The following is a 14,373-nucleotide window of genomic DNA, read 5'->3' on the forward strand; positions in this document are numbered from 1 at the left end:
CTCAAGTACCAGAAATCATGCCATAAGAAGCAGAAATCATGCCACAAGCAGCAAAAATCATGCCATAAGTAGCAGAAAACATGCTATATGTCGTTAAACTTTGGAATATCAGCAGCGAAAAGAATATAAATAATCACTGCCTGTCTTTCGAATGAAAGAATAGTAGCAGTCCGCCAAGAACAGCGGACTGCAAATTAGTCATATAATTGTTATCTCGCAAAAACAACCGCTCCTGTAAAACTCAGCCTTCGCTGCCGCTCGTTTTCGTTAAGAGAACGACGGTTTCTACATGGCTTGTCCATGGGAATTGATCAACAGCTACTGCGCGGCTCATCATGTAGCCGTTTTGCTGGAAGATCTCCAGGTCGCGGGCAAGAGATGTTGGTTTGCAGGAAACGTAAATTATATAGTTTACGTCATAATTTATGATCTTAGTAAGAGCCTTAGGATTAATTCCATCACGAGGCGGATCAAGGATAATAAGATCTGGCTTTACCTCTATATCATCTAAAACCTTAAGCACATCGCCTGCGATGAATTCGCAGTTATCGAGGTGGTTAAGCTTTGCATTCTCTTTTGCAGCCTCAACAGCCTCCTCAACGATCTCAACACCAATGACCTTTGTGGCAACAGGCGCAAGGAGCTGAGCAATTGTGCCGGTTCCTGAATAGAGGTCGTAAATTACGCCGTCCTGCTTTATGTTCTTCTGATCATAAAGACTCTGGATATAGCCTCTTACTGTCTGATACAGAACCTCAGCACTTAAGCTGTTAGTCTGGAAAAATGAGAAAGGTGTGATCCTGAACTTAAGGCCTAAAAGCTGCTCATAGAAAAAGTCCTGACCATATAAGATCTCAGTGCCTTCATCAATTACAGCATCAGCAAGAGAATCATTCTTTGTGTGAAGAATTCCTGTGATCCTGCCCTCAAGCTCAAGGTTTAAAAGAGCTTCCTTAAAGCCTGTAAGATCATGCTCTTCCTGAGTTGTTGTGATAAGGTCAACCAGGATATCTCCGGTTCTGACTGCCTTTCTAACAAGGAGATGCCTTAAATAGCCCTCCTGTTTCATCCTATGGTAAAAAGAGATTTCTTTTCTGTCATACATAGGTGAAAAATAATCCAGTGTTGCTGAAAGGATAGCCCTGTAATCATCATCGACAATTCTGCAGCCGCTGACAGTTACAATGTCATAAAAGCTTCCTTTTTTGTGCATGCCAAGACAAAGGGGTCCTCCCATGACTTCGTCACCAAATGAGAACTCCATCTTATTTCTGTAGGCAAACTTAATAGGGCTTACTTTGATGCCCTCCCAGGTAAACCTTGTAGTATTTCTTTCTACTGCAGGCTTAAGTAAGCTTCTTACCTGCTGTTCCTTAAGGCCAAGTTCCTTAACATAAGGCATTGTAAGGTAACTGCAGCCACCGCATTTACCAAAATGCATACATGGACTTTCAATGCAGTCAGGAGCTTCTTCTAAGACTTCCAAAAGTCTTCCTTCTGCCTTACCGTTTCTTACTTTCTGTATCTGTACTGAAACTTTCTGATCAGGAAGAACGCCCTTAACAGCGATCTTCCCGTCAGGAGCCTCTATTATTCCTTTGTTAGGGAATTCAACCCTTTTTACTATTCCTGTATAAACTTCTTTTTTCTTCACTTTTTAATTCTTAACTTTCCTTGATGAAGTCATCGTCGTCGAAGTCATCTTCGAAATCATCGAAGTCATCATCATAATAATCATCTTCAAATGCCGGTGTCATGTAGCGATAAACAAGATAAGAAATGATCGCAACAGCTGAAATAGAACCAAGAACAGCCAAACACCACAGGATCACGTTGGAAGGCTTCTTAGCATTTGCAGCCTCTCTCTTGTCGAGAAGTTCGTTAATACGTGTCATTTCAATAATGTCATCGATCTTTGTTTTTACTTCCATAAGTAACCCCTTTCTATAAGAAAAAAATTTATTAATATCAGTATACCATAATTCCCAGCTCATTCATTACTTCACTGAGAATTGTGACATACTCACATCTTTTTTAATTTTGCAAAAGCGGCATACATGATTTTCTGTCCGCAATCGTCAAAATTAACTGTTACCTTGTAATCCCTAGGTCCTTCTTCCAAAGAAGTGACTGTGCCAATACCATATTTGATATGAGAAACTCTGTCTCCTGTCTCATATTCAGGCTTTGCAGTCTTCATAGGCATGCCTTTGGAGATACCTGCAAGTGAGCCCTTAACATGAGTCTTGGCTGCTGTTGCGATATATGGCTTACTCTGCGGAACAGCTCTTGGCTTTTTAGGAGCAGGCTTTGCTTTTATCTTGTAGCTGTTAGAAAGCTGGGACGCGCCATTATCGCTTCCAAAGTTCTTATTCTGGTAGGATGACTTTACGCCAATTCCGGAATATCCGCCTAATTTCCCGTAGGAATCTCCATTGCCGTATCTTCCGGAACTGCGATAGGAATCATCCTCATCACTATATCTTCCAGAAGTTCCATAGGTATTCTCAACACCCTCGTACTCATCGATAGAGTCGCCATCATCAAAAAGAAATGCCGGCTTATCAAGCTGTGGTTTCTCCCTGTCTAAATACTCGCTGGGAATCTCTTTTACAAATCTGCTGAGCTGGTTAAACCATGTCTCTCCTCTTACCATTCTACGCTTTGCCGCTGTAAGAGTTAAGTTTCTCTTTGCTCTTGTTATTCCAACATAGGCAAGTCTTCGCTCTTCCTCTATTCCCTCAGGATCAGAATCTTCAGTCTGCAAAGTCATATATGAAGGGAAAACATTTTCCTCCATTCCTGCCAGATAAACATGTTCAAACTCAAGTCCCTTGGCACTGTGAAGAGTCATAAGAAGAACCTTCTCATTGTCCTCTCCAATCCTGTCTATATCAGCAACAAGGGCAACTTCTTCAAGGAAGCCTGAAAGAGTTGGTTCCTCAACCTCATCATTTTCCTCATATGCTGCGATCTTGGATATAAGTTCGTCCACGTTGGCAGCTCTGTCGTTATCTCCGCTGTCATCGTCATCATCAAGAGTCTTCAAGAAGTCCATATAACCTGTAACATCGATGACATCCTTAAGGAGTTCTTCTAATGAATAGGATTTCTGCTTGGTCCTGAAAGCCCTTATCATAGTCACAAAGTCTTTTAGCTTAGTTACGCTTCTGCTAACAGCCATTATCTGGTCAGCTTCGCACAGAGCATCAAAGAAGCTTATCTGCCTCTCATCCGCATAATTCTGCACATACTCAAGTGTAGTAGCGCCAATGCCCCTCTTGGGCACATTTATTATTCTTTTAACTGCAATGTCATCTCTGCCGTTATCAATAGTCTTAAGATAAGCCAAAAGATCTTTTATCTCTCGTCTGGAATAGAAGTTCGTACCACCGACGATGTCATAAGGAATTCCCTCATGGACAAATCGCTCTTCTATAAGTCTTGACTGTGCATTTGTTCTGTATAAAACAGCTGTATCGCTGTAAGAAAGCTTGCCGCTTCTCTTAAGTTTTCCTATGTCTGAAGCAATAAACTCTGCCTCATCATATGCAGTATCAAACTGACGAAGGTGAACCTTTTCACCATCTTTTTCTTCTGTCCAAAGAGCTTTTTCCTTACGTCCGTAGTTATTTCCAATAACTGCATTGGCTGCATCAAGGATCTGCTGCGTTGAGCGGTAGTTCTGCTCAAGCTTTATGACAGTTGCATCAGGGTATACCTTTTCAAAATCAAGAATATTCCTGATATTGGCTCCTCTGAAGCGATAGATACTCTGATCATCATCACCAACTACACACAGATTTCTGTATTTATCAGCAAGAAGTCTAATGAACTCAAACTGGGCATTATTGGTATCCTGATACTCATCCACCATGATATAGCGGAATCTGTCCTGATAATATTCTAGAACATCGGGATTCTTTTTAAAGAGCTCAACCGTATTAAAAATAAGGTCATCAAAATCCATGGCATTGTTCTTTTTAAGAGCATTCTGATACTCAGTGTAAGCCTTGGAGATTCGTACCTTGTTATATTCATTCTGAGTGTTTAATGCATACTCATTGGTTGTTACCAGATTGTCCTTGCACTTCGAAATACTTCCCATAATACCACGAAGCTTAAGTGTTGTAGTTTCAAGCTGATATTTTTTGCAAATGTCTTTCATGAGAGACTTGGAATCATCTGTATCATAGATTGTGAAGTTGTTTCCATATCCAAGTCTGTCGGCATATCTTCGAAGGATTCTTACGCAACTTGAATGAAAAGTTGAAACCCAGATGCTCTCTGCTCCGAATCCTACAATCTTATCAACCCTTTCACGCATCTCACCTGCTGCCTTGTTGGTAAAGGTGATTGCCATTATATTCCAGGGATTGACATTGCATTCATCTATCAAATAGGCAACCCTGTGCGTTAAAACCCTTGTTTTCCCGGAACCGGCTCCGGCAAGTATCAGCACAGGTCCGTCTGTCTGAAGCACAGCTTTTTTCTGCTGCGCATTAAGTGTATCGTAAATTCCCATTAAATCTTATTCCTTATTTTTTCTTTTTGTCCTTCGCTTTATCTTTTTTGCTGCCATTTGCTTTCTCGTCAAGGACAACATTATCAAGTATCTTCTCTATCAACAGTTTTTTTACATAAACGTCATAGGATAAAAGAGTTATAAAAGAAAACATCTGCATTCGTTTTCTCTCTTCTTCAGAAATATCCGCATCTTCGTAAGTCTCTAATGAACGGGCATATTTCTTTTTCAGATCCTCCATCACCGGCTCAAGCTCTTCGTTCTGAAGCTCATAGGTAGTCTCGTAGATCTTACTTAAATTAAACTCATCGTCACTTATATGAAATCGTTCTTTTAAAGGCTCAATAAGTGTCTGTATGTCATTTATGGACAATATACTCTTGTAGTAATAAATAAAAATGAGCAGTATCAAATGATCTTTTGAATACTTCTTCCTTACAGGAGGAGGTAAAAGATTATTCTTGGCATAGTTATTGATCATGGTCTTAGTCAGTATCTTGTCTGTATCAGGATACCTGGTTGTCTTTTTAAGTCTCTCATCCATGAATGTTGTAAGCTGATCCATATACAGGTCAATATTTGGCATATCTGACAGGGAAATTGTATCTATCCTCCCAAGTGAAGCCATAACACTATTTAAAAGATCATCATTGTCGATAGTCATTTCATTATCCTCGTTTAGTTTCTTCCGCCAGCTGTCGCATTTCTTTCGCGTTTTGTAAACTTGCCTCAGTAACTTCATCTCCGCCAAGGAGTCTTGCAAGTTCTTTCGTTCCATCATCTTCTTTAAGTCTGTAAATATTTGTTACAGTTCTTCCATCTTCAAGACCTTTTTCAATCATGAAATGGGTATCAGCCATAGCTGCGATCTGAGGAAGATGTGTAATGCAGATGATCTGATGCTCTTTTGAAAGCTCTCCAAGTTTTTTGGATACCTTCCAGGCTGTCTTTCCGCTTATTCCCGCATCTATTTCATCAAAAATAAGTGTATTGATATCATCCTTGTCAGCAACCACTGTCTTAAGGGCAAGCATGATTCTTGAAAGCTCACCGCCACTTGCTATCTGGTCCATAGCGCGCAGACTCTCGCCGGGATTGGTTGATATCATAAACTGAGCATCATCATACCCACGTGCCGATATCTTATCTTCATCACTGGTAATCCTTATCTCAAGTTTGACATCAATGAAGTTAAGGTCTATCAAAGCATCTTTTAAGCTTTCCTGTAAAACTAAAGCCTGCTTTTTCCTGATATCTGATATCTTTTTACACAGAGAAAGAACTATCTCCTTCTGAGCCGCTATGTCAGCTATCATCTTGTTTCTGTTGGCATCAAGATCACTTAATGTCTCAAGGCGGGCCATCTTTTCATTGTAGTACTCAAGAACTCTTTCCAAGGTACCACCATATTTGTCCTTAAGGTGATTTAAGGTGTTAAGCCTCTCCTCTGTCGTCCTGAAATCCTCATCATCAAATTCAAGATCATCAAGATAGCCTGAAAGCGCATGATTGAAATCAGTCAAAAGATTCTCCACATCAGAAAGCTGTGAGAGAAGGTCCTCTAAATCCTTGTCATAGGAAACAACAGAAGATAATTCCCTGACTGCTCTCCCAATCATATCAGATGCATTTTCATCGCCATCACCTGATCCTGTCATAGAAGATACTACTCCAACAGCCTCAGAAATCTTGCGGCTGTTCACCATCTTGTGGTATTTTGTCTCAAGCTTCTCATCCTCGCCAACAACTATTTCTGCATCGGATATCTCACCTGTCTCAAATTCAAGAAGCTCCTGCTCACGAAGTCTTGCTGCCTCGTCCATATTAGTACTTTCAAGGTCCTTTTCAAGTTCTTTTAACCTTGAATACTCAGTCGATAGCTTTTCAAAAAAAGGCTTCAATTTGTCCAAACAATAATCATCAAGAATCTCCATGTGTTTCTTCTTGTGAAGAAGTTCCTGATGATCATTCTGTCCATGAATATTGATAAGAACACTGGCAATATCTTTTAATTGCCTTGTGGTCACTGTCTCGCCGCAAACCTTGGAGATGCTGCGTCCCTGCATGATTTTCCTCTGAATCACAACGTTTCCGTCTTCCTCAACAGGAATATCCATATCCAAAAGAAGCTTCTTTTGAAGTTCATTTTCAACTCCAAAAACAAGCTCTACAAGCGCATATTCTTCCCCGGTTCTGATCAGACTCCCATCAGCCTTAGCGCCAAGTGCCAAATTGACAGAGCCAAGAATTACTGATTTACCTGCGCCTGTCTCTCCGGTTAAAATGTTGAGTCCCTTTGAAAACTCAATTTCCTGCTCTTTAATAAGAGCAAGATTCTTTACGTGTAAACTATATAACATATTTTTCTCCTCACAAAAGAGGACCCCGCCATGTTAAAAACTTTTTTACTTATTTTCTTCCCATCAGCGAACGCAGTTCTTCCATGACCTCAACTGCTTCTTCGCTGGTCTTTATAGCAATCATTATAGTGTCATCACCTGCAATACATCCAACTATCTGTGGAAAATCCAATGCATCAATAGCTGCTGCAAGCGCCATTGCCATTCCTGACACTGTCTTTATTACAAGCAGATTCTGTGCAACATCCATGCTCAAATATCCTGCTCTTAACACACTTACATATTTATCCTGCATAGCATCACTGTCTGCAGTTGTGTAAACATATTTATATTTACCATCCTCTGTTGCCTGCTTGGCAAGCTTCATCTGTCTTATGTCTCTTGATACAGTAGCCTGCGTAACGTCATATCCTGCTTCCTTCAAAAGAGCTGCAAGCTGCTCCTGTGTCTCGACAACATTTGATGCTATGATCTCAATTATCTTATCATGTCTGTTTCTTTTCATTACGATTCCCCTCTCCTTAATACTTTTTTATCTGAATTTTTCCCCCAGTACTTCCAAAAAGCTTACTCTGTTTAATTTTAAGATCTTAGTAGTCTTACTGGATTTCTTTATACCGATCCTGTCTCCGGTAGTCATCTCTATTATTCCGCTTCCATCAAAAGAAGCTACAACCTTCTGGTTTATACCATCTCTAAAGCCGCCAATTCCAACCTCAATCTTGGTATCCGCTGATAAAACAAGGCTTCTGGAATTAAGCGTATGTGGACAGATAGGAGTTATCAATATCATATTTGCAGAAGGCTCCACGATTGGGCCGCCTGCTGACATATTGTACCCTGTTGAACCTGTCGGAGTAGAAATTATGATTCCATCTGCGTGGTAATTGCACAACAAAAGATCATTGACATAGATCTCATAATCTACGGCTTTGATAGATGAATATCTGGTAATTGCGATATCGTTTAGACAATACCCCTCCTGGCCATTCATGCTTCCATAGAGCATCATCCTGTCTTCTATCTCATACTTCCCGGCAAGTATCCTCTCAAGAGCGTCGTCAATACCACTCTTTTCAACTTCAGCCAGATATCCCAGTGTTCCAAGATTAACACCAATAAGAGGAATATCAAGGCGCGCTGCACTTCTTGCAGCCTGAAGCATGGTTCCGTCTCCTCCAAGCACTATACAACAGTCTGAATCTTCCGGTATAGAACTTTGAAACTCTTTACCCGTGTGCTTGTCATCACGGATCTTTGTGCTCTCTGCGATAACACATTCTTTTCCGTTCTTTTCAAGATATTCTTTAATGTAGTTTGTGATGTCTAGATTGACATCCTTGCTCCTGTTTGTGACAATGCAAAAATTGTGCATCTTTATTCCCCAGCATTTTTATCAAGTTTTCCATGAGCCCTAAGAACAGTTTCTGCTATGAGACTCTCCATATCAGGTTCATGGGATATTCCACTTTTTTCAAGAACAACTTCAGATAACTTCTTTTCGCCATCAGCCTCTGACAGTTCCCCTGCCACATCATTCTTTTCAGGATTTTTCCTTATATGTATAAGGTACTCAATATTTCCCTCGGGTCCCTTTATAGGAGAAAAATCAAGGTGGAGAACGTCAAACCCTGCTATTCCTACAAAGTCCATGATCCTGTGAATTACTTCCTCATGAACTTTAGGGTCCCTGACTACGCCTTTTTTGCCGACTTTATCTTTGCCCGCTTCAAACTGCGGCTTGATAAGGCATACCATTTCTCCATTATCCTTTAAGAGCCTTCTGGCCGGAAGAAGTATCTTGGTAAGTGAGATAAAAGAAACATCGCAGGATGCAAAATCAAGGTCATCCTGTATATCATCCCTCACCATGTACCTGAAGTTTGTTTTTTCCATGCAGACAACTCTCTCGTCGCTTCTAAGCTTCCAGTCAAGCTGTCCATGCCCAACATCCACTGAATAAACCTTTGTGGCTCCATTCTGAAGCATACAGTCTGTAAATCCACCTGTGGATGCCCCTATATCCATACATACTTTTGACTCTAAAGAAAAGCCAAAATTATTAACTGCTTTTTCAAGCTTGAGTCCGCCTCTGCTAACATAAGGAAGCGTATCACCCTTCACCTCAAGGCTTGTTATCTTGGCCTCATCGAAGGTTGTTCCGGGTTTATCTTCTCTTTGTCCGTTGACAAAAACATCACCTGCCATGATAAGTGCCTTTGCCTTTTCTCTTGAAGGAGCAAAGCCTCTGTCAACTAAAAGGACATCAAGTCTTGATTTCTCTTTTGCCATAAATATTACCTTTGTATCTCTTTCATGATTCTGTCTGCTATAGACTGTGCATCAATTCCCAGTTCTTTTCTGAGTTTATCAACATTTCCGTGAGTTACGAATTTATCAGGTATAGCAATCTGCAACACGTTGCAATCCAGCCTGTTCTCATCAATATAGGCTCTGACCTTCTCACCAAGACCACCACTTGCCACGTTCTCTTCCATAGTGACAAAGAGCTTGTGGTTTGAAGATGCAACATGAATATAATCAGTATCTATCGGCTTTGCAAATCTTGCATTAACAAGAGTACATTTAAAGCCATTATCTTTAAGAATCTGTCTTACTTCTTCACCTATCTTCACCATACATCCAAGTGCAAAAAGACATATATCTTTCTCTTCATAGATAACTTCACACTTGCCAGCTTCCACAGGAGCTCTAAACTCCTTAAGGCCATCATATGCATTGCCCCTTGGATACCTGATTGCTATCGGTGCTCCATAATTCACGGCAAATTTGAGCATGTCTGACAGTTCCCATTTATTCTTGGGTGCACAGATAGTCATGTTAGGCATAGATGAAAGATAGGACAGATCAAATATTCCCTGATGAGTCTCTCCATCGCTTCCAACAAGTCCTGCCCTGTCAATCGCAAAGACAACAGGAAGTTTCTGAAGGCACACATCCTCTAATATCTGATCATATGCCCTTTGCAGGAATGATGAATAAACTGCAAAAACAGGCTTATAGCCACCGGCTGCCATTCCCGCTGCAAAAGTTACTGCATGCTCTTCTGCTATTCCTGCATCAATAAATCTGTCAGGGTACATGTTCCTGAATCTCTTAAGTCCTGTTCCGTCAGCCATAGCCGCAGTTATGGCAACAACCTTGTCATCCCTGTCGCCAAGCTTACACATAACAGTACTGAAAATATCCTGATAATTGGATGTAGTCCTTGGATTTCTTGGAAGACCATTTTCAACAATGAATGGTTCGGTGCCATGGAACCTTGCAGGATGTCTCTCCGCAGGTTCATATCCCTTGCCTTTCTTGGTCATAACATGGATCATAACGGCTTTTTTAACCTTTTTGGCCTCTTTTATAACCTTTACAAGCTCTGCTGTGTTATGGCCATCAACAGGTCCCAAGTATGTAATTCCAAGGTTCTCAAATACCATTCCCGGTACAAAGAGCTGCTTAAAGCTGTTTTTTGCCCTTCTGATATTATCAACCACTTTTGTATTGGTTCGAAGCTGGGCGTAAACATCCTCTTTCAGACTCAGATAACCTTCCGCTGTACGCACTGAATTGAGGTATTTTTTCATACCTCCAACACTCTCAGAAATGGACATCTCATTATCATTGAGAATGATAATGAAATTGGTCTCAAGTTTTGCTGCATTATTTAGTGCTTCATAAGCAAGTCCACCTGTCAGTGATCCATCACCAATGACAGACACTACAGTATAATCTTCTTTCTTAAGGTCTCTTGCCTTTACCATTCCAAGACCTGCAGAAATAGAAGTTGAACTGTGTCCAGTATCAAAACAGTCTGTGTCTGATTCGCATCGTTTTGGGAAACCGCTCATTCCACCAAACTGTCTTAAGGTATCAAATTTATCTTTTCTTCCTGTAAGAATCTTGTGGGTATATGACTGATGCCCAACATCCCATATTATCTTATCTTCCGGAAGATCAAGTGCAACATGAAGTGCCATAGTGAGTTCAACAGTTCCAAGATTGGAAGCCAGATGGCCACCTGAAACAGAGATCTTTTCAATCAAAAAATCCCTTATCTCCTGGGCCAGCTCAGGATACTTAGACTGTGGAATATTCTTTATGTCGCCTGTTTTATTTATATCATCTAGAAGCATAACTTCCACCTACCTAATTTCGTTATACTACAGCAGATTTTTTCTGCAAACTATAGCAATTACTTCTTTCTGTAGATCATATACTGAAATAATTCATCTAAAAACGAATTATCAAAATTCATTTCTTCAAGACTCTCTGTAGCCTCTTTTGTAAGTTCTTTTACCTTTGCCTTGGCATTTTCCATTCCATAGAGGCTTACATAGGTACTCTTTCCATTTTTCTCATCAGAACCTATAGGTTTTCCAAGTTCTTCAAGAGTTCCCTCAATATCAAGAATATCATCCTGGATCTGGAAGGCAATTCCTACATTGCTTCCGATCTTCTCCATCTTTGCAACCTGTGATCTGGCAGCTCCGCCTAGTACGGCTCCAACCATCAGACTTGCTTCAATCAGCGCTCCGGTCTTATTCTCGTCAATATAAAAAAGTACATCCTTCTTTTCACTATCTGAGAGGCCTGTTGAATTCTCTGCCATGATATCAGCACACTGACCGCCCACCATTCCGTAGACTCCTGCCTTTGTTGCAAGGATGTTTAAAGCAGCCAGGTATCTGTTTTTAGTATCTGCGTCATAATCAGAAAGCTCTTTTCCTGACATAGCACCCAAAATAGCTGTTTCAAAAGCATAATTTAAAAGTCCATCTCCTGCAAGAGTCGCCATCCCTGCACCATAAACAGCATGTGTAGTCTTGCGCCCTCTTCTGTATTCATCGTTGTCCATAGCAGGAAGATCATCATGAACAAGAGAATATGTATGGATCATCTCGATAGCTGCCAAAAAAGGCTTTATCACACTATCATCAGCCATTTCTCCTGCAAACATCCTGTAGGACTCAAGCATCATTATAGGCCTGATTCTCTTTCCTCCGGCCATAAGGCTGTAATTCATCGCCTCCAGGACCTTTGCTGCATAGCCTTCCTCTTTGGGAAGAAAAGTCTTTATAATATCTGAAACAAAAGCAGCCTTTTCAGTCAGGCGCTTTTCAAAATCTGCCTTGCTCATATTACTCAAAATCCTCCAGATTGCCATCTGCTGCTATTTTCTGAACTTTCTGCTCCACTTTCTCTATAGCTTCATGGCAATACTTTAGAAGTTCCATTCCCTCCTGATATTCTTTAAAAGAATCCTCTAAAGAAATATCTTCTTTATCAAGAGCCTGTATTTTCTTTTCTATCTCAGAAAAAGCTTCTTCTACTGAAAGCTTCTTTTCCTCTGTATTCTCACTTTTCTTTGCCATACGAAATTTCCTTTGTTCCAACAACGGTACTTCTTATGATTCCATCTGTAACATATATATTAAGTTCATCGCCTTCACTAACTGACTCAATGCTTTTGACATTATCTCCTGCCCCATTTGAGACATAAGAATATCCGCCCATAAGTCTGTCAAGCGGCGATAATCCCTTTAGTTTTTCTATATCAATGTTTAATCTGTGCCTGTACTCTGACAGTTTTCTGTCCATCTTTGAGTTTAAGGCATCACCAAGTTTGTCAATCTTAAGAAGCCTGTCCCTGACCTTATTCATAGGACTTAAAAGTCGTAGGTTCTCTTTTAACCTGTCCTCTATAAGTTTTCTGGCTCTTATCCTGCTCTCCATGCTCTTGGTAAGAGTAAAAGCATAATCCTCAATATCCTGAAGGAACCTCTCGTACTCATACACTGCAAGCTCTGCTGCCGCAGAAGGAGTCGGTGCCCTTCTATCAGAAACATAATCTGCTATTGTAGTATCAGTCTCATGACCAACAGCAGAAATGATAGGAATAGGGCAATCGAAAATAGCCTGTGCTACATTTTCTTCGTTGAAAGCCCAAAGATCTTCTATAGAACCTCCACCACGTCCAACGATCATGACATCAACATTTTTCTCTGTCAGAGCCTGTATTCCTCTGACTATACTCTCAGAAGCTTCTGCACCTTGTACTATGGCGGGATAAAGAATTATTTGAATATGCGGATTTCTACGGGTAGCCACATTTATTATATCCCTCACTGCCGCACCAGTAGGAGCTGTAACTATTCCAAGAGTTTTTATATATTTGGGAACAGGCTGTTTATATACTTCGTCAAACATGCCTGACTCAGCCAGCCTTTTCTTTAGCTCTTCATATTTTTCATAAAGAGCTCCAGCGCCGTCAAGTTCTATCTTTCTGGCATAAAGCTGATATTTCCCGTCTCTTTCGTATACATCAACAGTTCCGCTGGCCTTTATCTGCTGTCCCTCTTTCATCAAAAAAGAAAGACCGCCTCTTTCCTTGTCACCGCGGAACATCACACAAGAAATAGCACCACCGGCATCCTTCATCGTAAAGTAAATATGACCGGATGAGTGGTACCTTAAATTGCTCACTTCTCCTTTTATGGTAATAGTCCTTAAAAGGAAATCCTGAGTAAACATATTCCTGATGTAAGAATTAACCTGTGTGACTGTATATTCACTGCGCAAATTTAGCTAACACTCCGTTTACAAAAGCAGGTGATCCATCCTGTCCAAACTTCTTGGCAAGTTCTACTGCCTCATTTATAGCTACACCTGTTGGAACGCTGTCATCGTATTTTATCTCATAGACAGCAAGACGTATGATGGTAAGATCCACCTTAGCCATACGCTTTGTATCCCATCCTGATGTGGCACTGTTTATTGCCTCATCAATCTCAGGAAGCTTTTCTGCTATCTTCTCATATTTTTCTCTGATCTGATCAGCATCCTTTTTAGAGAACTCTTCATCACTTACAGTTGTAAAGAGCTCTTCCTGCTCTGCCATCTCTTCGATGGAATTAAATTCAACACGAAAAAGCAGCATAAAAATCTGCTCTCTCAGTAAACTTCTATTCATCACGTTTTTCCTATTCTATAAAAAATGTTTTATCACGCCTTAGGCATTGTAATACCAGCTATTCTGATATTAACGTCTGTAACTTCAAGGCCTGTCATATTTTCAATTGAAGCCTTGACCTTTGTCTGTGCCTGCTGGCAAGTTGCCGGAATATTATATCCATAAGCCATCATAAGTGCCAGATCAACCTGCACCTGAGATGCACCTATTACGACCTTTGCTCCCTTTGTAAGGTTTTTACGGCTTACCTTTTCAAGAGCATCACTTGTGTAATTGCCAGCCATAGCTGAAACACCATCAACTTCAAGTGCTGCAAGAGCCGCAATTCTAGCTACTACATCATCAGCAATCTTAACAGATCCAATCTCTGCAATTTCTTTTCCCATAACTTGTCACCTCATTTATTCACAATCATGAATTATTATACCACAATTCTAAGTTCGAAAATACCTCACTAAGAATTCTGGTATCCTTATCGCTAAGCTCGACAATACCTCACTAAG

14 protein-coding genes are annotated in these 14,373 nt (G+C 40.5%); all 14 read right to left on the minus strand.

The window, feature by feature from the left end; all coding sequences use genetic code 11:
* Positions 1-241: 241 nt before the first annotated feature.
* The 14 genes from rlmD to C4S54_RS09435 all read right to left on the minus strand — a co-directional run bounded on the left by rlmD (position 242) and on the right by C4S54_RS09435 (position 14,256).
* Entirely contained in the window at positions 242-1,654 is a 1,413-nt protein-coding gene (gene rlmD, locus C4S54_RS09370; RefSeq protein WP_103869302.1) for a 23S rRNA (uracil(1939)-C(5))-methyltransferase RlmD, read from the minus strand.
* Positions 1,655-1,664: 10 nt separating this feature from the next.
* Positions 1,665-1,931 (minus strand): hypothetical protein, encoded by a 267-nt coding sequence (locus tag C4S54_RS09375; protein WP_022775848.1) that lies wholly within the window; start codon positions 1,929-1,931, stop codon positions 1,665-1,667.
* Positions 1,932-2,023: 92 nt separating this feature from the next.
* Entirely contained in the window at positions 2,024-4,525 is a 2,502-nt protein-coding gene (locus tag C4S54_RS09380; RefSeq protein WP_103869303.1) for a UvrD-helicase domain-containing protein, read from the minus strand.
* Between the two features lie 13 nt (positions 4,526-4,538).
* On the minus strand, positions 4,539-5,189 hold the full coding sequence (locus tag C4S54_RS09385; RefSeq protein ID WP_103869304.1) for a DUF1836 domain-containing protein: 651 nt from the start codon (positions 5,187-5,189) through the stop codon (positions 4,539-4,541).
* Between the two features lie 4 nt (positions 5,190-5,193).
* Positions 5,194-6,885 (minus strand): DNA repair protein RecN, encoded by a 1,692-nt coding sequence (gene recN / locus C4S54_RS09390; protein ID WP_103869305.1) that lies wholly within the window; start codon positions 6,883-6,885, stop codon positions 5,194-5,196.
* A 49-nt stretch (positions 6,886-6,934) separates the two neighbouring features.
* Complete coding sequence (argR, locus tag C4S54_RS09395) at positions 6,935-7,390, minus strand: arginine repressor (protein ID WP_022775842.1); 456 nt, start codon at positions 7,388-7,390, stop codon at positions 6,935-6,937.
* A 27-nt stretch (positions 7,391-7,417) separates the two neighbouring features.
* A complete protein-coding gene (locus C4S54_RS09400) occupies positions 7,418-8,260 on the minus strand; it encodes an NAD(+)/NADH kinase (RefSeq protein ID WP_074886715.1) in 843 nt (280 codons plus the stop codon).
* A 2-nt stretch (positions 8,261-8,262) separates the two neighbouring features.
* The gene (locus tag C4S54_RS09405) at positions 8,263-9,177 is read right to left on the minus strand and encodes a TlyA family RNA methyltransferase (protein ID WP_022775840.1); all 915 of its coding nucleotides are present in this window, start codon (positions 9,175-9,177) and stop codon (positions 8,263-8,265) included.
* A 5-nt stretch (positions 9,178-9,182) separates the two neighbouring features.
* Complete coding sequence (gene dxs, locus C4S54_RS09410; RefSeq protein ID WP_103869306.1) at positions 9,183-11,033, minus strand: 1-deoxy-D-xylulose-5-phosphate synthase; 1,851 nt, start codon at positions 11,031-11,033, stop codon at positions 9,183-9,185.
* A gap of 59 nt (positions 11,034-11,092) precedes the next feature.
* Positions 11,093-12,037, minus strand: a complete 945-nt coding sequence (locus tag C4S54_RS09415; RefSeq protein ID WP_103869307.1) for a polyprenyl synthetase family protein — start codon at positions 12,035-12,037, stop codon at positions 11,093-11,095.
* 1 nt (position 12,038) lies between these two features.
* Entirely contained in the window at positions 12,039-12,272 is a 234-nt protein-coding gene (gene xseB / locus C4S54_RS09420; protein WP_103869308.1) for an exodeoxyribonuclease VII small subunit, read from the minus strand.
* Positions 12,256-13,479, minus strand: coding sequence for an exodeoxyribonuclease VII large subunit (gene xseA, locus C4S54_RS09425; protein ID WP_103869309.1), 1,224 nt, complete (start codon positions 13,477-13,479; stop codon positions 12,256-12,258). Before xseA ends, xseB begins: the two co-directional genes overlap by 17 nt.
* Entirely contained in the window at positions 13,469-13,870 is a 402-nt protein-coding gene (nusB, locus tag C4S54_RS09430; RefSeq protein WP_022775833.1) for a transcription antitermination factor NusB, read from the minus strand. Before nusB ends, xseA begins: the two co-directional genes overlap by 11 nt.
* Positions 13,871-13,902: 32 nt before the next feature.
* The gene (locus C4S54_RS09435) at positions 13,903-14,256 is read right to left on the minus strand and encodes an Asp23/Gls24 family envelope stress response protein (protein WP_022775832.1); all 354 of its coding nucleotides are present in this window, start codon (positions 14,254-14,256) and stop codon (positions 13,903-13,905) included.
* Between the last annotated feature and the right edge of the window lie 117 nt (positions 14,257-14,373).

The organism is Butyrivibrio sp. Su6, assembly GCF_900108105.1.
Lineage (GTDB): Bacteria > Bacillota > Clostridia > Lachnospirales > Lachnospiraceae > Butyrivibrio.